The sequence below is a fragment of the Qingrenia yutianensis genome (genome assembly GCF_014385105.1).
Classification (GTDB): Bacteria; Bacillota; Clostridia; order UMGS1810; family UMGS1810; genus Qingrenia; species Qingrenia yutianensis.
The window spans coordinates 22,966-43,987 of sequence record NZ_JACRTE010000008.1 but is presented as its reverse complement, the minus strand read 5'-3'; the positions used below and the strand labels follow the sequence as shown (position 1 = coordinate 43,987).

Below are 21,022 nucleotides of genomic sequence, written 5' to 3'. Positions count from 1 at the left end.
ATTATGAATTACTCCTTGGGTCAAGATTTGGGGGAATAGACGAGACCACATCTCCTTCTTCTACGCCGGATAATATCTCTATATATGCTCCGTCTGTTGCACCTAACATTACATCTGTTTGAACACGCTCCCCGTTTTTTATAACTGTTACTGATCCTTTGCCTTGTCTGCCTGCAATCACAGAAAGTGGTAACAACAGCACGTCTTTTTCTGTTTCTGCGGTCAAAACAACCGTAGCACCTTGTCCCGGCTTTACATCAACATCTCTGCCAATCAAACATTGCAATACAATGTTTTGCTGTACGGGAGAGGTCGTTGATATATTTTCATTATTTTCTGATACCGGTGCTACAACAGCGACTGCATCTGTGGGACCAACACCGTCAAAAACTTGAAATTTTGCTTTTAATTCGGCATTTTCCGGTAAAGTGTTTAAAAAATTTTCTGCTTCAATATTTAAAGCAAATCCTGTATATCTTACAGTTGCTATCGGATAATTATTGGGAACAGTTTCATCAGATGAAATGACAGATATAATTGTTCCGTCAACAGGGGATCTGATTTCTGTTTCGGAAACTTTTCCAATTATGTCTCCAGCAGCAATTTTATCTCTGCTTGTGACATGTGCTTCAAAAACGCCATGTTCAGAAGAAGATACAACAAAATCCGAAGATTTAACAATCATAGTTTGAGATGATAGTGTTGGTGTAAGAGTCCCTCGGTTAACTGTTACTGTATCGTCAAGTTGTTTAGTATTAACTGAATCAACATTTTGTTCTGTTTGTTCATTGACGGAACATGCAGACAGAATAATTGCCGTACATAATATTAGCAACATTGCAATTCTTTTTTTGCTTTTTTGCATCATATACCCCCTTGTTATATATTCTTTGAGAAAAAGCAATAAAGGCTTTTGATCTAATATAGTAATTATATCAGATTAAAAGCCTTTATTTATAAAATTGCCCACAAGAAAACTCTCTTTTTTACTATAGAAATTCTTACGATTTTCCTACGAAAGAGGGAGTGTAACTGTAAATATAATTTTTTCATCTTCGCTTTCTGCAAGAATAGTTCCTTTATGAAGTTCTATAATTTGTTTTGCTATGGCAAGCCCCAGACCAGCGCCGCCGCTACTGGTACTTCTCGCACCATCAAGCCTATAAAACTGTTCGAATATTCGTTCCAGCTTTTCTTCCGGAATGGTGTTTCCATGATTTTGGAAAATGATCATAGCATCCTTTTCTTGAACTTCAACATTAATCAGAATTTCTGTATCATTGAAACTATATATTACAGCGTTGCGCAAAAGATTATCAAATACACGCTGAATTTTATTTGCATCACATTGTAGTGTTATATCCTCTTTAATTTTGAGATTACAAGTCAAATTTTTTTCTTTTAGCAATGGCTTAAACTCATATACAAGCTGCTCCAGTAGTCGTGTAAGATTTATTTTACTATATTGTAATGTAATATTTGACAGATTAAATCTTGTAATTTCAAAAAATTCATTGATTAAATCTTCAAGTCGTTCCGCTTTGTCTAAGGCAATTGAAAGATATTTTGTTTGCAATTCTTTTGATATTTGTGTTTCATCACGTAATAAGGTAAGATAACCAATAACAGATGATAGAGGCGTCTTTAAATCGTGCGCTAAGTACATTATCAAATCGTTTTTTCTTTGTTCATTTTCTTTTGCAAGTCTTGCGTTATCTTCCGATTCTTGCTTTAAATGATTCAATTTTATTGCTATGTCACCAAGCTCCGGTGATAATTCGACATAATTTATATCTTTGTCAAATATCTGACTCATGGCATGCTGCAGCTCATCCACATAAGCAACAACTTTTTTCAGAAGTTTATAAGTAATATTTATAATACAAATTACCAATACAACGATAGCTGCCATGCCAAGATAAAGCGATCTGTACACAAGATAATAGTTTGGAACATATTTATCAAGAACTTTTTGCAAAACTGATCCTAAAATAGTAGCAACAACAACAATAATTACTGTCCAAATCACACATTGTATAATATAACTTTTGAAAAGGTTAGTCAGCAAATTGTTTTTCTTATTCAATTTCATACCCAACCCCCCAAACTGTTTTGATAAATTTTGGCTTTTTGGCAGGTTCATTCATTTTCTCTCTAAGTCGACCGATGTGAGCCATTACAGTATTGTTATTGTCCAAATATTTTTCCTTCCATACAGCTTCAAATAATTCCTCAGATGAGACGACCTTACCTTGATGTTCACACAGATACCAAAGAATCGAAAACTCAATAGGGGTTAATGATATTTCTTTCCCAAACAAAAAACATTTATGACTATCCCTATTGATAATTAAACCTCTTATGTCATATTCATTCTTTACAATAGTTTGATTTTGTTTAGAATTATTATATCTTTGATAACGTCTCAGTTGAGTTTTTACTCGTGCAACAACTTCCAGAGGATTGAATGGCTTTGTGATATAATCATCTGCACCAATAGTAAGCCCCATTATTTTGTCGCTATCGTCTATTTTGGCCGTGAGCATAATTACCGGAAAATAAAATTTCTCCCTGATTTTCTGACAGATACGGAATCCGTCAATATCCGGTAGCATTACATCCAAAATTGCCAAATCAATTTCTGTTTCCTCAATGCATTTTAACGCATCAACACCATTATAGAATTTATAAACAGTATATCCATCATTATTCAGATAAACTTGAATTAAATCGGCTATCTCTGTTTCATCATCTACCACTAAAATTTTTTCGTTCATTATCAATGCTCCTTTTTAACCTCTTATCAATAGGCTTTTCTGAATTTTTCGGAATCAGCCACATATAGCCGATTTTTGAAACACCCGGTATACGGTTTTCCTCGCAAAGTTTCTGTACCCGTCTTTCAGAAATTCCCCATATTTTTGCCGCTTCTGGACAAGACATATATTCCATACTACAACCTTCTCCTTGTTATAGTTTATCAATATTTATTATATACGGACATACGAATAAAGTCAATAGAAAATAAAAGAATATTCGAATTATTTAAGCTAATAATAAGAACTGTATAGACATATACAAAACATAACATGAACTGTAAAATATAATAGGGTGAACAAATATGTCAAAGCGACCATTACCATTATACGATTTTAGTTCTTTCGGGGCAGCTATAAAGGCCGCAAGGAACGAGCGTGGAGAGAGCCGAAAAAAAGTAAGTGACGCACTATATATTTCTCCTCGTTATCTTGCTAATATCGAGAATAAAGGACAGTAGCCAAGTTTACAGGTATTTTATGACCTTGTAACCCGTTATTATATTTCAGTTGATCAATTCTTTTTTCTTGATAATGCTGCTGAAAAGTCAACGCAAAGGCGACAACTCGACAGTCTGATTGATACTATGAACAGCAAGGAATTAACAATTATGACAGCTACTGCGAAGGGAATATTGAAAGCCAAAGAGCCGGAGGAATAAGTCTCCGGCTTCCTTTTGTCATTGCAAAGTCATTTTTGAAGATTATAGCCGATTACAGGCTATTTTTTTATTGGTTTTAACCGTAATTTGCGCAACAAAATCAAGATTTTAAGCAGATATTGAATATAGGGGAAAAACTAATTTTCACGGAATAGCAAGCAAAGCGAGTGAGTACCCACTCACGATTTTTACGGCGGTCATTTCTCTAAAATTGCCGTAAAAATATTTTTGGGATATTCCCAAACCCTTTAATCTGAAAATGCGGAGGTTTTTATGAAAAACAGGAAAAGAAATATACAACTGAAAATATGGGTGACGGCAGAGGAACGAAAGCTGATTGAACATAAAATGTCGCTTGTGCCGACAAATCAAATCGGGGCATATTTGCGGAAAATGGCGATTGACGGATATATCATATACACCGATACGAAAGACATTCAGGCTATGAATAAGGAATTGCAGAGGATCGGCAGAAACATAAATCAGATTGCAAAGCGTGTTAATTCCACAAGCAGCATGTATATGACCGATATTGAGGAATTAAAAGAGGATTTACAGAATATATGGCGGTTACAAAGAACACTCCTATCAACTCTACGCTAAAAAAAGCAATTCAGTATATCTGCAATCCCGAAAAGACCGACGGAACGCTGCTTATCGACTCATACGGCTGCACACCCGAAACTGCCGATATTGAGTTTGAATGGACGAGAAAAAAAGCAAAGGACAACAGCAAAGAAAGTCATCTTGCAAGACACTTTATACAATCATTTTCACCGGGCGAAACAACGCCGGAACAGGCTCACGAAATCGGAAAAAAATTAGCTGATGAAATTCTGGGCGGCAAGTACGAATACATTTTAAGTACGCACATTGACCGGGGGCATATTCACAACCATATCATTTTTAATGATGTGAATTTTGTTGATTACAAACACAGTCATATCAATAAAAAATGGTATTACGATACACGCAAAATAAGCGACCGTCTTTGTAAGGAATACGGGCTATCGGTTATTCCGCAGAATGAGAATAAAGGCAAAAGCTATATCGAATATACGGCGGCAAAACAAGGTACAAGCTATAAGGCACAGCTTAAAGCGGATATTGACAGAGCTGTCCGAAAGTCGCTCGACTATTCCGATTTTCTGCTGCGTATGGAAATTGCCGGATATGAAGTAAAACAAGGTAAATATATTTCATTCCGAGCCGCAGGGCGAGAACGGTTTATACGGGGCAAAACTCTGGGCGGTTATTATACAGAGGATTCTATAAAAGAATGCATTGCAAAGAACGCTATACACCGTCCGAAAAAAGAAAACCGCCGTATCAACCTTATTATCGACATTCAGAATTGTATCAAGGCACAGGAAAGCAAAGGCTATGAGCATTGGAGCAAAATATATAATCTGAAACAGGCAAGCCGAACACTTAATTTCTTGACCGAAAATAATCTGACTACCTATAAGGATTTAGAAGCTGCCGCAAATAAAATACATTCCGATTTTGACAGTACGGCACAAAAGATAAAGGCGGTCGAAAAAGCTATCGGCAAAAATGCGATACTGATAAAACAGCTTGAAATATATCGTCAGTATCGACCTATATATCTGAAACTGCAAAAGGTAAAAAACAAAGAAGGCTTTACACGAAAATTCCAAAGAGAACTGATTTTATATGAGGCTGCCGAAAGAAATCTGAAAGGCAAAAATCCGCCGCCGCTTGAAACTCTTATAAAGGACAACGGGGATCTGTCGGAACGGAAAGCGAAACTGTATGAGGAATACAAAAAGTTGAAATCAAAATCTGCCGAAATCGAGGTTATCCGTTCAAATGTTGATACGCTTCTTAACCGTCCGAGAGAACGCAATCCCGAAATCGAAAAATAAATTGTAGCGCAAATGTAGCCTTATAGGGCTGGGCGCGGCAAAAGTAATATGGTATAATGAATATAACTAAAAAGGTTTAGGAGGTACAGCCTTATGAAGAAAATCAAAACATTTTTAACGGCAGCGGCAATTTTAGCCGCAATTACACAGTCGGCATACGCTGCAGAAATCCCGGTCGAGTGTGCGCCGGAAAACGCAACGGCTGAAAGCATTGCAATAACGGAAAATCTGATTAGCCCGATTCTTGATGAGGTGCAAAACGGTTTAGGTTATCAGCCTGCTTGGTGCAATGCTCATAACGCAGTATTTAACGCCGTGCTTGCCGGGAACACAAACGGTTACGGTTATCTTGATTTAGCCGCTGTCGCACGGAATGCACTCATATATTACCGCGATGTTTATTTAAGACCTGAATACTATGCGGAAAAGGAAGCGGCCGCAAAAACTCTTTTGTCAGACTTGATATGTGAGGTTGAGAATGGCACAAAAAATTATGATACCGCACTCAAAGAGGCATACACAAAAATCTATCAGACAATAAATCCCACCTATGTTCCGAATGAGGAAATCGGTATTGACCGAATATATTTAGATATTCCCGCCGCCGATACCGTAATGTTTACACAGGCAAGAAAGCTGCTCAAAGAAGCGCAGACAAGGAGTGTTCAAAAATGACGAGAACGGATATTTTAATACGGTTTATCAAAAAGAGCATAGCTCCGATAATAACCGCCATACTTTTGTATAACCTGTTCGCCGGGCTTTGCATAGCAAACGGATCGGTCAATTATATGTATCTTTTAATGCTTTGCGGAATACCTTTCGGAATACGGTTTATGTTCACACTGCCGGTCTTTATCGGAAATCCGGGCGTCGGCATTTTTATGACTGCTGCCAACATAGCAATAGGCACCGTAATCGGCGGCATAATCTTAATATGGAAATTGCTTGTCGCCGTCTGCTATGTGCCGTACACGGCTGTTAAGCTGATAACCGCATAAAAAAATAAACCGTGATACGCCTATCGTTTAAGATAGAATGTATCACGGTATTTTTATAGCAATATTCACTTTTCCTCGATTCCGCAGGTCTTTGCATAAGCCTTAACCATTTCCAAAAGGTTTGTTGCCTGCTCGTTTGTCATTTCTTTAATGTACTTATTCAGTATCGTTTCAACATTATGAGTTGATACACCGAAAAGAATATAGTCGGCGTCAATGTCAAGTGCCGTGCAAATATCCTTAAACTTTGCAATAGACATACCCGACAAACCTCTTTCGATATTGCTTATCTGCTGGGGATTGCAAACACCGGCTTTCTCTGACAGCGTTTCCTGCGTCATACCTCTTTTTAATCTGACTTCCTTTATTCTTTCGCCGATTTCAGCATTGTTTTTATCAAATTTATTCATTCAACCACTCCTATCATATCGCAAATCTAAAAAAATAATGCTTACAGTATTTATTATAAACTCAATACCTTTATTTTAGAATGTGCCGTAATAATGAATACTAAACCTCTGACTTGACTTAAAGGGCGGAAAATGGTATAATGCTAAAAGTACATACCAAAAGGAATGGATATAATGAATGATAAATTACATTGCTGCTGCTTTTTCGGGCACAGGAAAATTAAAGAAACAAACGAACTGAAAAAAGCTGTTTATGACGCTGTTGAGGATTTAATCACAACGCACGGCGTCGATATTTTTTTGTTCGGGAGCAAAAGCCGCTTTGACGATTTATGCCACAGTATCGTTACGGAGCTGAAAGAAAAATATCCGCATATAAAAAGAATATATGTGCGCGCTGAATTTCCGTACATAGACGATTCTTACCGAAACTATCTTTTGGAACGCTTTGAAGATACATACTATCCCGAAAAAATGATAGACGCCGGAAAAGCCGCATATATAGAGCGAAACTATGAAATGATAAACAAAAGCAAATATTGTATTGTGTTCTATGATGAAAACTATGTACCGCCCAAGCGGAAACACAGCCGTAAAGATTTAATAGAATATCAGCCGCAAAGCGGTACAAAACTTGCATACGAATACGCTGTCAAAAAATGCGTGGTAATCAACACAAAAAAATAAACCGTGATACACCTATCGTTTTCGATAGAATATATCACGGTATTTTTGTGTTTTGGATTGAGCAAATAGAGGTCTGTTTTTAAGGGTACAAGGGAAATTGTATTACCCTTGTATTTTTCACGGTTAAAATCCCTTATTTTACGGCATTTCATAAGCCCTATTTGCTCAATCTTTACCCTTGTTTCTCTTGTACCTTTGCTGATACTGCACCTGTTTTCTGCGCCGTACATATATTTTGCATACGGAACAGTATTTTGCTCTGTTTCCCTTTGAAACAAAGCCTTTGCCGCAGACAACGCAGTTTTTTGAATTTTTCGGTCTTGCAAGCTCAATATACAAATCCTTATCTGCCGGAAGTACGGCAATTCTAAACCATTTACAGATAATATGCGAATAAGTAATACATTGAACGCACACGCACGGATCGCCGTCGTCAAGCCTTATGCAATTTCCGTTATCATAATTACAGCATAGCCGTTTTATAAGGGCGTTTACCTTTCTGCTTTGTTTCGGAGTAAGGTCTATTCTGTCGTTCATAGCTCCGGCGGCTTGTGCGAGGGCGGTTTTTTGTCCTCTCGTTCGCCTTGCTCCTTTTTCGCTTGATTTAACTGCTGCTTGATAGAGGGCTTTTTGCTATCCTCCGACGGCTCATTATTGATAATGCCGTCGATTTTATTATAATTTTGCTCTGTCTGCTTTTCAGCCGTTTCAAGATAATTAAAGGGCTTATCCGCAAATCGTATTTCTCTTATCTGTTCAAATTGAGATAATACACCCTTTTGCAGTCTGTCAAACTCTGCATAAATTTCTTTTGTAAAGCTGCCGTTATCGAGCATTTCCTGCTGACTGCATACCCAGCCGCTTCCGTACAGGAACGGGTAAAGCGTTAAATTATCCGTTATGTAGGTGAGCGATTTATCGCTGTTATCATAGTATGCAAAGCCGTTATCGCCGAAAAGATATTTTTCGCTTTTACCCAAATACAGCTTATTATCATAACCGACAAATGCCGTCATACCCTTGTAATTGCTTATCGCCGCCGAGCGTGTGTGAACATAATCGAAAAATTTATCGACCTTTTCCCAGCCTGCTTTATCGCAGTAATAGGCGTTATTTTTTCCCTTATCGGACAATACAACAATATCCGAAACGCTTAAACTGTGCCCGTAAAAATCATAAGGGCGGTTTGTGTTAAATTCCGTGAAAATGCTTTCCAATGTTGTATCGGCTTTCATTTGTGCGGAATAAATAAGCTCATAGTTTTCGATAACGGGCAGCTGCTTATCTTTTTTAATCTGCTCCAAGCTCTCAAAGCGCAGTCCTCTTGTGCTGTCGTCATCTTTGAGCTGATATATCATAAAAAGCCTTTTCGGATAGTTTTTCTCAAATTCGCACAGGCTCTTATACGGCTCATCGGCAGAGGTCAAGCCCATTTCATTAAAAACCTGTTTTAATCTGTGAGTTTTACCGTGCAGAATATTGTCCGACAAGTCCTGCTGCATTTCAATAATTTCAGAATACACACGGTCATAGTCGAGGTGATTTGCCCTTAAATACTCGTCAATCCGAACAGCCAGCCCCATAGAATCCTCAATTTCGATTTCCGATAATGCGTCTGTTGTTATGGAATATTCTTTCGGAATTGTATTTAAGTCGCCGTTGTATTTTTCGGTAAATTCCGCACAGCCCTTTTCCAAAACTCCGTAGCTGTCAAGAAATACGGCTTTGTTGTCTTTTTTGCACCATTCGCCATAGTCCCAAAAGTTCACAAAGTCCTCCAAATCGCCAAGCTCGCCGATTTTTATTCCGCTTTCTTCAGCCTTGTATCTGCCGTAGTCGTCATAGTCGGATATATCGGGAATAAAGCTGTAACACTCTGTATTCAAGGCAAGGTTTATAAGGTCGGCAGCGCTCCTTGTATGCTCCTGCGCCCCGACCGCAGCTGTAAACACCTGATATTTGTTGTCGTCAAGATTAGATAAAATATCCGCCAAGTAATTAAGCTCGTCAATGTTTTCGGTTTCCTTGAACAGTCTTTTTGCATTGACACCGGGTAAATAAAAATCCGCAATTTCAAAAATATACTCACCGGGCTTTGCGTCAAGCTCAAGCCCGATTTCCTTAAAAATATATGTCAGTTCCTCTTTGTTTACGGGTAATTCCATTAAAAAATGCCGGTAATTATCCGGCGTATTCCTGTATTCGTAGCCGTTTGCGATTGCCGCCGTAAAATAAAATTCCGCCATCATCACACCTCCAAATCCGCAAACTCTTTATCGGTCATACCGACCAATTTTGAAACAATATCTGCCGCCGTATCTTTCAAATCAGTGTCCTCAATATACGGAATTGCTTCTTTGATTTTAACGATAAGCCACACACGGTCAGCGGTATTATACATTCCGATTATGCTTTTTTCTTCGTCCGAAAATTGTGTCATAGTGATATATCCTCCTTTTTCCTTGATTTTGCCGGCTTTTTCGGCGCTTTTTCAGTTTTAGCCTTTTCTTCATTAAGCTGCTTGCGGATTGAGGGCTTTTTTTCCGTTTTCTGCGCCGTCTTTGCTTTCTGCTCTGATTCTGCCATAGTAGGTGTACCGATAAAATCCTCTTTTTGCGGCGGCTCCGGCAATTTAACCTCACCGAGAGAAGTATTCAAAGTTACTCTGCTGTTGTGAACATAATCACACATTGCGCTGTAATACGCCTTATCCGTTTCGGGAACGGTTTTATCTTTCAATGCCATATTTGCCGTTTCCTCAATTTCAGACATACTGATATGCAGACGCAGATACGGAACGAAAAGGTTTAATGCCGTATTTGCACTGTCCGTCACTTCATCGACGCCCTTTTGTCCTGTTGCCTGCCGTACAGATTCCAAATACTCCGGCGTAAGACTTCCCTTAAAATGATTTTCTATATGATTGATAAGCCCATTTTCTCGGTCGCCTATATCGTATCTGCCTATATAATTATCACGCATGCCGTTATACATATAATCAATGCGGAATTTTGTTTTATCGTAGCCTTGATTTTCGGGATAGCTTTCGTCAAGATATGTAAAAAGTTTATCAGCCTTGTTAAGCGGCATTTTCTGTCCCGTTTCAAAATGCGGACTTTCCGACCACAAAATTGTAACTACCGGCTGTTTTGTGGGATTTAACATATCGGGAATTTCCGCATTAAGCCACTTTTCATAAATAACCGAATAATCAACCTGCATAAGCTCGGCAAGTTTTGAAAAACACCGTTCTCTGACTACTGTATCGTCAATTCCGATAATACTATATAAATCATTAGAGGATAACATATCATACAGCTTTTGAAAAGAAACACCCGTGTAGATTTCATCTTTCATCTCGTCGTCCGAAAATTCCGCAGCGTACCAAGCGGAAATATCGGAATTTAAGTCAACGGATTTTTCCTTTTCAAGCTCCTTTAATTTTTCGGATATATCCGTAATCATTTCGTCCGCAGTAGTGCGTATCACTTCAAGCGACGCCTTTAATTCCTCCGTTTCCTTGCCGCTGCTCCAGCCTGCCACATACCCGAAAGAGTAGTCGGAAGTGTCAATTCCGAAATGCTGACATACGGTATATGCAACGCTTTCCGCCTGCACTTCACGGGTGCGGTTATCCGGTCTGTCGTCCTCGATAACCTCGTTTTCTTCCTTTTCGGGAAGTGCGTGCAGCTTTGCGTGGGCGATTTCGTGAATGGCGGTTTTTATCGTCTGCATTTCCGACAAATCATTACGCACGGCAATTCTTTTTTCGGTCAGGTGATAATATCCGTTTGCCGCACGGTCTATCTTTTCAAGCTCAATGGGGACGGGGGATATTTCCTTTAACGCTTTGAAAAACTTTTCGTAGTCCTCAACATTGCCCGTAAGCTGATTCGCTATTGTGGGGATCTCTTTTCCGTCCGTCTGCGACAGGTCAAATACCGTTGTTATCTTAAACGCCGGAACGGTGATTGTTTTTGTGGTTGTTCTGTTGCTGCCGTCTGCGTTCAATATCGGATTTCCGTTTTTATCGTGTGCCGTTTCCTCAATTTCTTTTTTGTACGGAGCAGGGGCAAGAATTTTGATACCCTTTTCGCCCTTTCTGACCGCACGCTTAAATTCATTTTTCCAAGTGTTAAAACCGGCTATGTACGAAGCGTCCAGCTTCTGCATTAAAATCAATATTGTATTCCGAAAGCTGTAATTATGGAATTTTGACATTGCCGACAAATACTCCTTGTATCTGTCGCTGTTAAACAAGTCCTTAATGCCTTGCTCCAATTTGTCGGTAATTTCCTTAACTTTCTCTTTTTGAGATTTGCCTGTAAATTCAATGGGCGTTACCGATGAAATATTTTCTGCCATTAAATCGACCTCCTTTATCAAATCTGAAAAAGGCTGCTCCCAAGCTCTGCCGAGTCCACGAACAACCGTATTTTTTCTTGCTCCGTTATTCTTAAACATTTCAAGCGTATCAAACGCCTTTTCAAAAAGCGTGATATTTTTTTCGGAAACAGACGGGGCAAAATGAATTACCCCGTCCGTATATTCCTTGCTTGTGCCTATCCAGCCGCGAACAAAATCGTCAAACGGCTCGCCTGTGCCTGCGCTTGCGTATTCGCCCGCGTGTGATGAAACAAGCTCGCCGTTTTTGTACTGATAACCTAAAATCAGCGTTGCCGTTTTCGGATTGAACATAAAGCGGCGGTTTTCAATATCCTGCATATTAAAATTATCTCTGTTTGTATCAATGCGCATTATACTGTCGGTGATCGGAATATTCATTACAAACATTCCTCTCTATGTTTTGATTTTTTCGGCTGCTGTAAATTTTTCGCCTGTTTTAGCTGTTCTTTTATGGAGTTCGGCTTTGTTTTTTCAATGCCCTTGCACTTTTCAAATCTTGCAATACGGCTTAAAAACGGCTGTATATCCGATTTATCCAAATGATACTCTTTCATAAAACTGCCGAGCTGATGGCGTACAACATCTGTACTGCCGTTTCTCAAATCGTATGCAATTTTATCTTTTGCCTTTGCGGGATCGCCTGCAAGCCAACCGTAATCTTCGCTTAAACTGCGGAAAAAGCTATCCAAATCAACCGCAAGTATTTCCGTTGTGTCAATAAGCCTGTCGTCAATGCCGTTTTGTTTTAACGGTTTCGGCTCAAAATTCTGCAAACAAACATTGTGCCATTCGTCGCCAGAACGGGAAATGTAGCCTTTGGAAGTGAAAATACCCTGTTCCGCTTCGGCTATATACCTGCCAAAGTTTTCAGCCTCGATTGCGTCCCTATACATTGTCGGTAAGCTCTCAAATATCCCGGAGGAATAAACAAGATTTATGCCAAGCTCCTTTACATTGCTTGCGTCGGAAATTAAATCATAATAGTCGGTGTTATATGCAAATTCCGTAAGTTCCGCAAATGAATTACATTTTGCGTTTGTTTCCATAACGGCGTTGAGCTTTAATATTTCATAGTTTGGAAGCTCGTTTAATTTTTCTGCGGTGTCCTGCAAATCGGCGACAGATAAATCCTTAGCAAGCAGACTTTCAATAGATTTAATATTGCTTTTGAAGTCGTCAAAAAAGTATTTGCCGCTGTCTGCGTCCGGCGAAAGATCTATACTTTCAAACGCGGTACGGACTTCGTTTTCTTTTGCCGGAAAGTATATCCACACGCCGGAGGTTTCTTTATTTCCGTCGTCATACTCGGCAGCGTTTACCAGAAAGCCTTTATAGATATAGCTGTAATCTTTTTCTTTGAAATCAATGCTGCCCGATATTACGGCTCGGTCAACTTCCGCCTGCGACAGACTGTAAAGAAATTTACCGGGCTTGCCGTTTTTATCTGCTTCGTATGCAGAATAACGGTCGCCGACTCTGTAAACATTCGTAAAAATATGTTCTGTGCCGGCTATATTGATTTTATAATATCGCTTGTCAACTTCACGCATAATCACACCTCCAAGCTGTTATTTTTGGTTTCTGACTTAAACGGATTTTCTCTTGCGCTGTCAAATTCACGGTATCGCTCTGTAAGCTCGGTTATCATACTTTTAATGCCCTGCATAAATTCTTTCGGACTTGATTTGCCTTTGGATATTAAAGAAAGCTGATTTTCCCATTCCGCCGTGAGCTGCGCGGATATGAGAGTATCGGGCAGAACGGAAATAAGCAGTATTCCGTTTTTGGTGGGTGTTATCTGCCGTCCGTTTCTCTGCACAAATCCTGTTTGTACCAGCTTTTCCAAAATGGCGGCTCTGGTTGCCGGAGTGCCAAGTCCCTTACGCTCTGCACTGTTGGTGGTTTCTTTTGCTCCCGCCGTTTCCATTGCAGATAACAGCGTGTCCTCCGTGTACGGTTTCGGAGGCTGCGTATATTTTTCTTTAAGCTCCGGCGCTGCCCCTGCGAATAGCTGTCCTTTATAGAATTTCACAAGCGGCGCTGATTCCGCATTATCCGTCTTTGGATATATCAGCTTTTCTATTGCACGAAATCCCTCCGAAATAATTTCTTTGCCCTTTGCCGTAAAGGTATATCCGCCGCACTCGAAAACTGCCGTAGTATTTTCATAGACATAACTTTCCGCCGACGCTGAAATTATCCGGCAAAAAACAAGTTTCAGGATATTCAGCTCACCCGTCGGGATTGCCGACAAATCTGCCTTTTCAATTTCAAGCGTGGGAATTATGGCGTGGTGGTCTGATACTTTACCGTTATTTATCATACGGGATATTTCGGGGAAGAAATCGGGCGCTTTGTCAAACGGCGGTATATCCGCGCCAAGACGAATAACCGCCGCTGCCGTTTCCGCCATATCCTCAGTCAAATATCTGCTGTCCGTTCGGGGATAGGTAATAAGTTTCTTTTCGTACAATGCCTGTGCGTAGTCAAGTGTCTGCTTTGCGGTATAGCCGTAAATCCTGTTTGCCGCCCTTTGCAGCGTTGTTAAATCAAACAGCTTCGGCGGCTGTTCGGTTTTGGTTTCTTTGCTTACTGAAACGCAAACGGCCTGTGAATTTTCACAAGCCGTTATAATTTCTTTTGCAGTATTCTCATTGTCAAGCCGTTCGGTTTCAGCTTTCACGCCGCCGAGCGTGAGTTCAACCGTAAAATACTTTTCTTTTCGGAAATACGCTATTTTGTTATGCCTATCACAAAGCAATGCAAGCGTAGGCGTCTGCACTCTGCCGATATTTAAGGTCTTGTTATACAAAATCGAAAACAGCCTTGTTGCATTGATACCGACTATCCAATCCGCCCACATTCTGCAAAGTGCGGAATAATACAAATTGTCATACTCGCTGCCGTCCTTTAAGTTTTCAAAGCCCTCACGAATTGCTGCATTTTCCATTGATGAAATCCAAAGTCTTTTGATAGGTTTTTTGCAATTCGCCATATTGTAAACAAGCCGGAAAATAAGCTCGCCCTCACGCCCTGCGTCGCAGGCGTTAATAACCTCGCTCACGTCTTTTCCGGTCATAAGGCTTTTGACGACATTAAACTGCTTTTGCTTATCGCCGTAAATTTTGTACTTGAAGTTATCGGGAATGATAGGCAAATCCGCATAATTCCACTTTGAATATTTTGCATCGTATTCTTCCGGGAACGCTGCCGCTGCCAAATGCCCGACGCACCAAGATATGATATATTCGCCGTTTTCAATATATCCGTCACGGCTGCCCTTGATATTAAGCGCTTTTGCGATTGCAAGGGCAACTGACGGTTTTTCCGCTATAATCAGTTTCAAATTAAATTCCTCCTTTGAACACAAAAACAGCACCCAAGTTAATGAGTGCTGTTTTGATTGATATTAAATTAAAGTCCCAATATGTCCTTGTGATGTCCTATGTCTATCAGCAAAATTATAACGCCGTTTTCATAACGCCATAAAATGCGAATATCCATATTGACACTCATTTCAAACACATTGTCAAGTCCCTGTACCTTTTTTGTACGAAGCGACGGATAAAAGGGATTTTGCATTAAGAGCTTTAATTTATTTGCTGTCTGCTTTTGTTCCGCCGCAGACAGCTTTTTCAAATCCCTTTCAAATTCCTTTGTATATTTGAGCTTATACATTGTCTATATCAATCCCCATATCGGAAAACATATCCTCAACGCTTTCAAATGCTGTCCGGGTTTTCGTATCATTTTCCGACTCTTTCAGTATTTTTGCGATTTTTGCAATTTTGTCTTTCGGGTAGACAACGACAGGGCAAAGGAATATCCCGCCGTCCCTTTCCATAATGTCAAATTTATCGCCCTCCGAAATACCGAGCTTTTTTATAATCTCCGACGGTATGGTTATCTGGGAACGTCCTCTGATTTCCGCTAACATAAAAACACCTCTTTCTATGTTTCTGATTTTCTGAATTTCTTACATTTATATTATATGCTATTTTCAGAAAAAAATCAAGTGGAAATCAAAAATTTAATAATTTTTTTATTCGTCCGTTTCGTCGTCCTCGTTTACAACGGTTTCGGTGTCCTCGTCCTCAAAATCGAAGTCGTCCAAATCGTCCGCCTGTTCAAGTTTCTTTTTCGGCAAGATTACCTTGTAATAATAGCCGCCAATTCCGGCAGCCGCCGCAAGTGCAAGAATAATAAACAGGCCGGAATTGTTTTTCTGCCGGTTTTGCTCCGGCTGTTCGGATTTTTCGGTCTTATCTTTTTTATCTTTTGTATCATTCTCTGTTGAATCCGTTTCAGCCGTATTTTCCGTCTGCTCCGGCTTTGCGGTTGCTGTCGGTTTCTTGTCCGACTTTAGGGCGAGCGCCTCAAGGTCGCTTTCGTCAACTGTATTCAAAAAATACACATTTTCGCTTTGTGCGCCCTTGTCAATCACGAAGTAAAAAACATTTCCGTCCCGTGCGGTTACGGTGATAAACTGTAAATTTTCATTATCAGAAATATCATCTACAAGCTGGGCGTTGCCCTTTGGCGTCAATGTTCGGTTGTCCTCAATTACGGTTTCGGCAGGTGTTTCTGCCGGAGCGTTACTCTGTGCAAACGCCGTCATTCCCGATAAAGCGAAAACGGCGGTAAATACCGCCGCCGCAAATTTAATTCTGTTCATTTTCATTATCCGTGTCCTCCTTGTTTTCAAGCTCTGCCTTGTATTTTTCGGGCAGTTCAAACTCGCCCGTTGCGTAGGCTTTGAGTAGTGCCGTCAAGGTCTTGTTGTCGATATTGACCGTCTTAACCAGCTTGACAATCTGCAAGTTTTCAGCCTCGACGCGCTTTGTTTCAAGCTCTCTGATTTTCTTTTGCAGCTCCGCAATTTTTGATTTTGCCGCCGCAATGTCCTTATCAATTTTTGTTACTGTTGCCATTGTATAAAATACCTCCGTTAAATTTATTTTTTAGTTTAATCGCCCGTAGGCGTAAAAGTGCTGCGTCCAATAATTTGAGTTGACGCTTGCGTACTGAATGGGATTGCCGCAATGAATCATCATACCGTTACCCACATAAATACCGACGTGCGATACCGGGAAGCCGCTGTTGTATGTCCCCGTGAAGAAAATAATATCGCCGGGCTTTGCGTCCGACGGTCTGACGGGAGTACATTGGTCGAAAATACCCTGCGCCGTTGTTCTGCCGAGAGGATATACGCCGGAGTTTTTGAATACCCAGCAAACAAATCCCGAACAGTCAAACGAAGTCTGCGGACTGCTGCCGCCCCAAACATACGGATAGCCTAAATACTTCTCGGCTTCGGTTATCAGCTTTCGGAATGTTTCGTCCGTAAGAGCTTCACCCGGTATTGTGTAATCATTATATGGGTTTTGCGTTATGTTAGAATAAATATCGTCCGCAAACAGATAATCACGGTTTCCCTTGCTCACAAGGTAAATATCGTAAAGCTCTCTTTGGTCTGCCGTGAGCGTAGTTGTCATACCCTCGTTCACAAGTGTAACATTGAGAATTTTATAGGTGTATTCGTTCCCGTCCTCGTCTGTCTGCTGCCGGCTTGTTTCGGTAATCTGCAAATGATATTGTGCATTGAATAAAGTATCAAGAGCAGATTTAATGTCATTGAATTTGAAATCCTGATATACTGCTGTAAGATATGAAATAAGCTCATATGGGTTATGTCCGATACCGGCCAAATTGTAGTTGTATTCATCATATCCCGAATACTCATTTTCAATATTATCAATTTTGCTCTGCAAATTCTGCTCCAAACCGTTGTAGTAATTTTCAGCCGCATAAATATCCTCGTCCTCCGCAAAGTATGACGATACCATTATTGAATTAAATCCTGTTGTACCGATAACGGAACAAGAGGAAAGAGCTGTACCCAGCCAAGCAATCAAAAGTACGATTGCAAGAATAACACCGAAAACGGCTTTATGCCGCCATACAAAAGCCGCGAGCCTTGACGCTGCACGCTCGGCGTTCTGTGCCGCCTTTTTTGCCTGCTTTGCCGTCTGTTCGGCTCGCTTTGCCTTTTGGTATTTTTTCTTTATCTGCTGTTTTTGACGGAATTTCTTTAACGCCGATTTTTTCAGCGACGGATTTTCCGCAAGCGTTTTTTCATACGCCGCCTTAATTTCCGCTTTTTCCGCCTTGACCTTTAAGCGTGCAGCTTTTTTGTACGGTGCAGCTTTTCTTTGACCGTCAATGTATTTTGCCGTTCTGACGCTGTACCGTGCAAGACTTTCCGCCTTTTGCTCCGTTTGGTGTGCCGCTTCGACGCCCGTGTTTTCGTTTTCAACCTCTGCAACCTTTGAATGAAGTTTGTTAAGCGCTGTATGCTGCAAGGCATCACTGCCTGTCTTGACGGTGGATCGGTGGTACAAATCCGATTGAGGTCTGACCTCTTTTTCAAACTGCAAGCGGTTTTTAGGCTTTTGATTTTGCTCGTCATACAGCCGCTTGCGTTTGATTTTCCTTTTGTGCGGTAAATCTTGTTCGGCTTTTTCAGCTTTGGATTTTGCTTTTTCCGCCTTTTTCTCATACTTTTCAACGTGCCTGTTTACCCTGTCAAAAGGAGTGTCGCCGCTGTCGGATTTAGGTGTATCGGATTTTGTGTTATCGGCTGATGAAGCCGATTCAGCATTTTCGGTTTTATCCGATTTATCAAAAGACAGCTTTTGCCGCTTTTTAGAGTAAGTTTTTTTATCCGTTTCGGTTTTTGTGTCCCTCACGCTGTCAAACGGAATATTACTGTCCCTTTCGGCTTTGCTTTCCGAAAAATCTATATCCGTATTTTTTGAAAATTCCGTTTTGTTTTCCTGTGCCTTTTCGGAAATATCGTAGTCGTTTGATTTTTGCGTTTGCTCTGCAAAATTGTAATTAACGCCTTTCGTCTGCTTTTGCATACGATACATTTTACTGCGGTATTTCTTTTTCTTTGCGGCAGAGGAATAGGAAGGCCCGGCTTTCGGAATATCCGGCTGAATATCCTGTGATATATTTTCCGTTTCGGTCGGCTCAATATTCCTGTCGGTAAATTGAGCCGTGTTGTCTGCCGGAACGGGAGCATTATTATCTGCTGTTTTAGAAACGGAAATATCAATCTTTGCTTCAGCAGAAGTATTTTCGGAATTAGCAGCCGTGTTTTCAGTTTGCCTTGCCCGATACATACGGTTTTTCTTTGACGGTGTAAGAGGCGGTTTTTGCTTTTCTGCCTTTGTATGCCGTCCAAGCTGAATATCCGGGCGTTTATCCTTTACATAGCTTTCATCACGGTTTTTCGCCTTAAATTCTTTATCATTCCGCATATAGACACCGCCTTATCCGATTTCATTTTCGGGGCGTGTTTTCTGCAGCTCCTGCGGATTTTTCTTTTGGTCGGCTTTCAGCTCATTTAACTGCTTTCGGATTGACGGCTTTTTCTCTGCCGGCTTTTCCGCTTTTTCCGCCTCTGCTTTCTGCATTTCCTCCGTAACATAGCCCGGCAATAAATAACCGTGTACCATAAAGGATTTTTCCAAATCTTTCGGTATAGGCGGCGATATTTCCGTGAACAAGTGCAAATACGCCTTAATTCTGCCTTGTATGTATTTCTCGGCTTCCACGCGTGTAGCACACACCCGTTCCTGACCTGCAACCTTGTATGCATTTGTATAATCGGGTCTGTTTGTGTAAATATTCCACCTGACATCATATTTTACGGTATCGTTCCGCCAGCTTGAACGCTCATATATATTGTAAGTCATTTTATATACCTTGTTGCTTATGGTAAACCTGTCAGTGCCGTCCTTTTCCCATTTGTTTGAGGTATGCGAAACCTCCGGCACATTTTTATAATCAAGCGCCTTTTCATATTTTCTCGTATTTGCCGCAAGCGCTTCCCAATCCTTTAAGGCGTCGATAGCTTTTTCGTATGCCGCCTGTTCCTGTGCAATGTTTTTTTCTTTCAAAGCGGAAATATCGCCAACCGTTAATTTTAACAGGTCTGACAAATCGGACTCACTGCCGCTATACACGGTATGCTCGATTTTAGCCTTATAACCCGGTGTAAGCGTATCATTGTCATACACCGTATAATCGTTTCCTTTTCTCATATACTGACCTCCTTTGTGCGAGTTTTTAACTGTTTCCGTTCCGTAGGCTTATCTGCTTTCAGCTCATTTAACTGTTTTCGGATTGACGCCTTTTTCTCTTTTTCTTTCTGCATAGAAACTGTTGTATATCCCGGCAGCAATACGCCGTTCACACAAAAATGGGATTTATCAATATCGGGAATAACGGGGGATATTTCCGTAAACAAGTAATCATAGGCTTTAATTTTGCCGTCGATATACTTTTGTGCGGATTCCTCGCTTGAAAATGTTTTCTCACGGCGTTCAAGTATAACAGCGCTTTGCCATTGTACGCTTTGAGTTTTAACACTTAATTCAACGTCCCATTTTATTGTTCCGTTCCGGCTCTGCCGCTTGTCAATTCTGTATTTCATAAGATAAACCATATTGCTGCGCACTTTGTAATCGTAATCATCAACAGTCCATTGATTGCTTGTATGTTCGATAGGCGGCGCAGTCAGATATTCAAGCGCCCGTTTATGTCTTTTGGTAACAAGCGCCGACTTTTCCCATTCCGCAACCGCCTGTAACACCTTTTCGTATGCCGCGTTTTCTTTGCCGATACTTTCATCACGCAAATTCTCAACCTCTTTTACGGATTTTGTTATTAAGTCCGAAATATCGCAATCACCTTTATAATAAACGCTGCGGTCAATTTTAAGACCGGCGCCGTGAAAGAGCCTATCGTCCGAATATCTTTCATATTCGCCGTAATCTGTTGTGCAATCGGTTGTTGTCATACCATATCCGCCTCCTTAATTTCTTTCAAATCTATACGGCAGTCAATTTCATAGCCGTACCTTGCGGCGAGCTCTTTTATTTCCGCAATCAGCTTTTTGCGTTCCTCACGCCGAACATTCTTTATCGCTTCAAATGCGGTTTTATCCAAGCAGCCGCTTGAATTTACTTTTTCATTATCCAATCGCCTCACCTCGATATATGTTTTGAGGTATGGAATTTATGGAAAACTTTTTAAGTTTACACACAAATACCACACCGTTTTTTTACTGCGGAAGTTATG

The 21,022-nt window shown here is 40.5% G+C and carries 23 protein-coding genes and 2 pseudogenes; 6 read left to right on the top strand and 19 right to left on the bottom strand.

The window, feature by feature from the left end; translation table 11 throughout:
* Position 1: 1 nt before the first annotated feature.
* The 4 genes and pseudogenes from H8706_RS07895 to H8706_RS07880 all read right to left on the bottom strand — a co-directional run bounded on the left by H8706_RS07895 (position 2) and on the right by H8706_RS07880 (position 2,952).
* Complete coding sequence (locus H8706_RS07895; protein ID WP_262432174.1) at positions 2 to 865, bottom strand: RND family efflux transporter; 864 nt, start codon at positions 863 to 865, stop codon at positions 2 to 4.
* Between the two features lie 136 nt (positions 866 to 1,001).
* Positions 1,002 to 2,092 (bottom strand): annotated as a pseudogene (vanS, locus tag H8706_RS07890) (vancomycin resistance histidine kinase VanS).
* On the bottom strand, positions 2,079 to 2,777 hold the full coding sequence (vanR, locus tag H8706_RS07885) for a VanR-ABDEGLN family response regulator transcription factor (protein ID WP_262432172.1): 699 nt from the start codon (positions 2,775 to 2,777) through the stop codon (positions 2,079 to 2,081). The pseudogene vanS and the gene vanR overlap by 14 nt, the downstream one beginning before the upstream one ends.
* Entirely contained in the window at positions 2,749 to 2,952 is a 204-nt protein-coding gene (locus tag H8706_RS07880) for a helix-turn-helix domain-containing protein (protein ID WP_178471259.1), read from the bottom strand. Before H8706_RS07880 ends, vanR begins: the two co-directional genes overlap by 29 nt.
* 169 nt (positions 2,953 to 3,121) lie before the next feature.
* Between H8706_RS07880 and H8706_RS07875 the strand changes: the two are divergent.
* From H8706_RS07875 to H8706_RS07855, 5 genes and pseudogenes are all read left to right on the top strand, one after another.
* Positions 3,122 to 3,478 (top strand): annotated as a pseudogene (locus H8706_RS07875) (helix-turn-helix domain-containing protein).
* A 273-nt stretch (positions 3,479 to 3,751) separates the two neighbouring features.
* A complete protein-coding gene (locus H8706_RS07870) occupies positions 3,752 to 4,081 on the top strand; it encodes a MobC family plasmid mobilization relaxosome protein (protein WP_262432171.1) in 330 nt (109 codons plus the stop codon).
* Positions 4,042 to 5,367 (top strand): relaxase/mobilization nuclease domain-containing protein, encoded by a 1,326-nt coding sequence (locus H8706_RS07865; RefSeq protein WP_262432170.1) that lies wholly within the window; start codon positions 4,042 to 4,044, stop codon positions 5,365 to 5,367. The genes H8706_RS07870 and H8706_RS07865 overlap by 40 nt, the downstream gene beginning before the upstream one ends.
* Before the next feature lie 93 nt (positions 5,368 to 5,460).
* Positions 5,461 to 6,042: a hypothetical protein gene (locus H8706_RS07860; RefSeq protein ID WP_262432169.1), complete on the top strand. Its 582-nt coding sequence runs from the start codon at positions 5,461 to 5,463 to the stop codon at positions 6,040 to 6,042.
* A complete protein-coding gene (locus tag H8706_RS07855) occupies positions 6,039 to 6,368 on the top strand; it encodes a DUF6050 family protein (RefSeq protein WP_262432168.1) in 330 nt (109 codons plus the stop codon). Before H8706_RS07860 ends, H8706_RS07855 begins: the two co-directional genes overlap by 4 nt.
* A gap of 65 nt (positions 6,369 to 6,433) precedes the next feature.
* Here the strand turns inward: H8706_RS07855 and H8706_RS07850 are convergent, their stop codons facing one another.
* Complete coding sequence (locus H8706_RS07850) at positions 6,434 to 6,778, bottom strand: helix-turn-helix domain-containing protein (protein ID WP_262432167.1); 345 nt, start codon at positions 6,776 to 6,778, stop codon at positions 6,434 to 6,436.
* A gap of 174 nt (positions 6,779 to 6,952) precedes the next feature.
* Between H8706_RS07850 and H8706_RS07845 the strand changes: the two genes are divergently transcribed.
* A complete protein-coding gene (locus H8706_RS07845; protein WP_262432166.1) occupies positions 6,953 to 7,465 on the top strand; it encodes an SLOG family protein in 513 nt (170 codons plus the stop codon).
* Positions 7,466 to 7,630: 165 nt separating this feature from the next.
* Here H8706_RS07845 and H8706_RS07840 read toward each other — a convergent pair whose 3' ends face one another.
* The 14 genes from H8706_RS07840 to H8706_RS07775 all read right to left on the bottom strand — a co-directional run bounded on the left by H8706_RS07840 (position 7,631) and on the right by H8706_RS07775 (position 20,923).
* Positions 7,631 to 8,002 (bottom strand): cysteine-rich VLP domain-containing protein, encoded by a 372-nt coding sequence (locus tag H8706_RS07840; RefSeq protein WP_262432165.1) that lies wholly within the window; start codon positions 8,000 to 8,002, stop codon positions 7,631 to 7,633.
* Complete coding sequence (locus tag H8706_RS07835; protein ID WP_262432164.1) at positions 7,999 to 9,711, bottom strand: YodL domain-containing protein; 1,713 nt, start codon at positions 9,709 to 9,711, stop codon at positions 7,999 to 8,001. Before H8706_RS07835 ends, H8706_RS07840 begins: the two co-directional genes overlap by 4 nt.
* 2 nt (positions 9,712 to 9,713) lie before the next feature.
* Entirely contained in the window at positions 9,714 to 9,905 is a 192-nt protein-coding gene (locus H8706_RS07830; protein ID WP_262432163.1) for a transposon-transfer assisting family protein, read from the bottom strand.
* Entirely contained in the window at positions 9,902 to 12,250 is a 2,349-nt protein-coding gene (locus H8706_RS07825; protein ID WP_262432162.1) for an LPD25 domain-containing protein, read from the bottom strand. The genes H8706_RS07830 and H8706_RS07825 overlap by 4 nt, the downstream gene beginning before the upstream one ends.
* Positions 12,250 to 13,422, bottom strand: coding sequence for an antirestriction protein ArdA (locus H8706_RS07820; RefSeq protein ID WP_262432161.1), 1,173 nt, complete (start codon positions 13,420 to 13,422; stop codon positions 12,250 to 12,252). The genes H8706_RS07825 and H8706_RS07820 overlap by 1 nt, the downstream gene beginning before the upstream one ends.
* 2 nt (positions 13,423 to 13,424) lie before the next feature.
* Positions 13,425 to 15,218: a DNA topoisomerase 3 gene (locus H8706_RS07815; RefSeq protein WP_262432160.1), complete on the bottom strand. Its 1,794-nt coding sequence runs from the start codon at positions 15,216 to 15,218 to the stop codon at positions 13,425 to 13,427.
* Positions 15,219 to 15,286: 68 nt separating this feature from the next.
* On the bottom strand, positions 15,287 to 15,550 hold the full coding sequence (locus tag H8706_RS07810; protein ID WP_177526172.1) for a type II toxin-antitoxin system RelE/ParE family toxin: 264 nt from the start codon (positions 15,548 to 15,550) through the stop codon (positions 15,287 to 15,289).
* Positions 15,543 to 15,809: an AbrB/MazE/SpoVT family DNA-binding domain-containing protein gene (locus tag H8706_RS07805; RefSeq protein ID WP_177526173.1), complete on the bottom strand. Its 267-nt coding sequence runs from the start codon at positions 15,807 to 15,809 to the stop codon at positions 15,543 to 15,545. The genes H8706_RS07810 and H8706_RS07805 overlap by 8 nt, the downstream gene beginning before the upstream one ends.
* Before the next feature lie 105 nt (positions 15,810 to 15,914).
* On the bottom strand, positions 15,915 to 16,553 hold the full coding sequence (locus H8706_RS07800) for a DUF4366 domain-containing protein (RefSeq protein ID WP_262432159.1): 639 nt from the start codon (positions 16,551 to 16,553) through the stop codon (positions 15,915 to 15,917).
* Positions 16,534 to 16,803, bottom strand: a complete 270-nt coding sequence (locus tag H8706_RS07795; protein WP_178471666.1) for a DUF4315 family protein — start codon at positions 16,801 to 16,803, stop codon at positions 16,534 to 16,536. The genes H8706_RS07800 and H8706_RS07795 overlap by 20 nt, the downstream gene beginning before the upstream one ends.
* 30 nt (positions 16,804 to 16,833) lie before the next feature.
* A complete protein-coding gene (locus H8706_RS07790; protein ID WP_262432158.1) occupies positions 16,834 to 19,197 on the bottom strand; it encodes a C40 family peptidase in 2,364 nt (787 codons plus the stop codon).
* Positions 19,198 to 19,209: 12 nt separating this feature from the next.
* A complete protein-coding gene (locus tag H8706_RS07785) occupies positions 19,210 to 19,983 on the bottom strand; it encodes a hypothetical protein (RefSeq protein ID WP_262432157.1) in 774 nt (257 codons plus the stop codon).
* Positions 19,980 to 20,741, bottom strand: coding sequence for a hypothetical protein (locus H8706_RS07780; RefSeq protein ID WP_262432156.1), 762 nt, complete (start codon positions 20,739 to 20,741; stop codon positions 19,980 to 19,982). The genes H8706_RS07785 and H8706_RS07780 overlap by 4 nt, the downstream gene beginning before the upstream one ends.
* A complete protein-coding gene (locus H8706_RS07775) occupies positions 20,738 to 20,923 on the bottom strand; it encodes an H-NS histone family protein (protein WP_262432155.1) in 186 nt (61 codons plus the stop codon). Before H8706_RS07775 ends, H8706_RS07780 begins: the two co-directional genes overlap by 4 nt.
* Between the last annotated feature and the right edge of the window lie 99 nt (positions 20,924 to 21,022).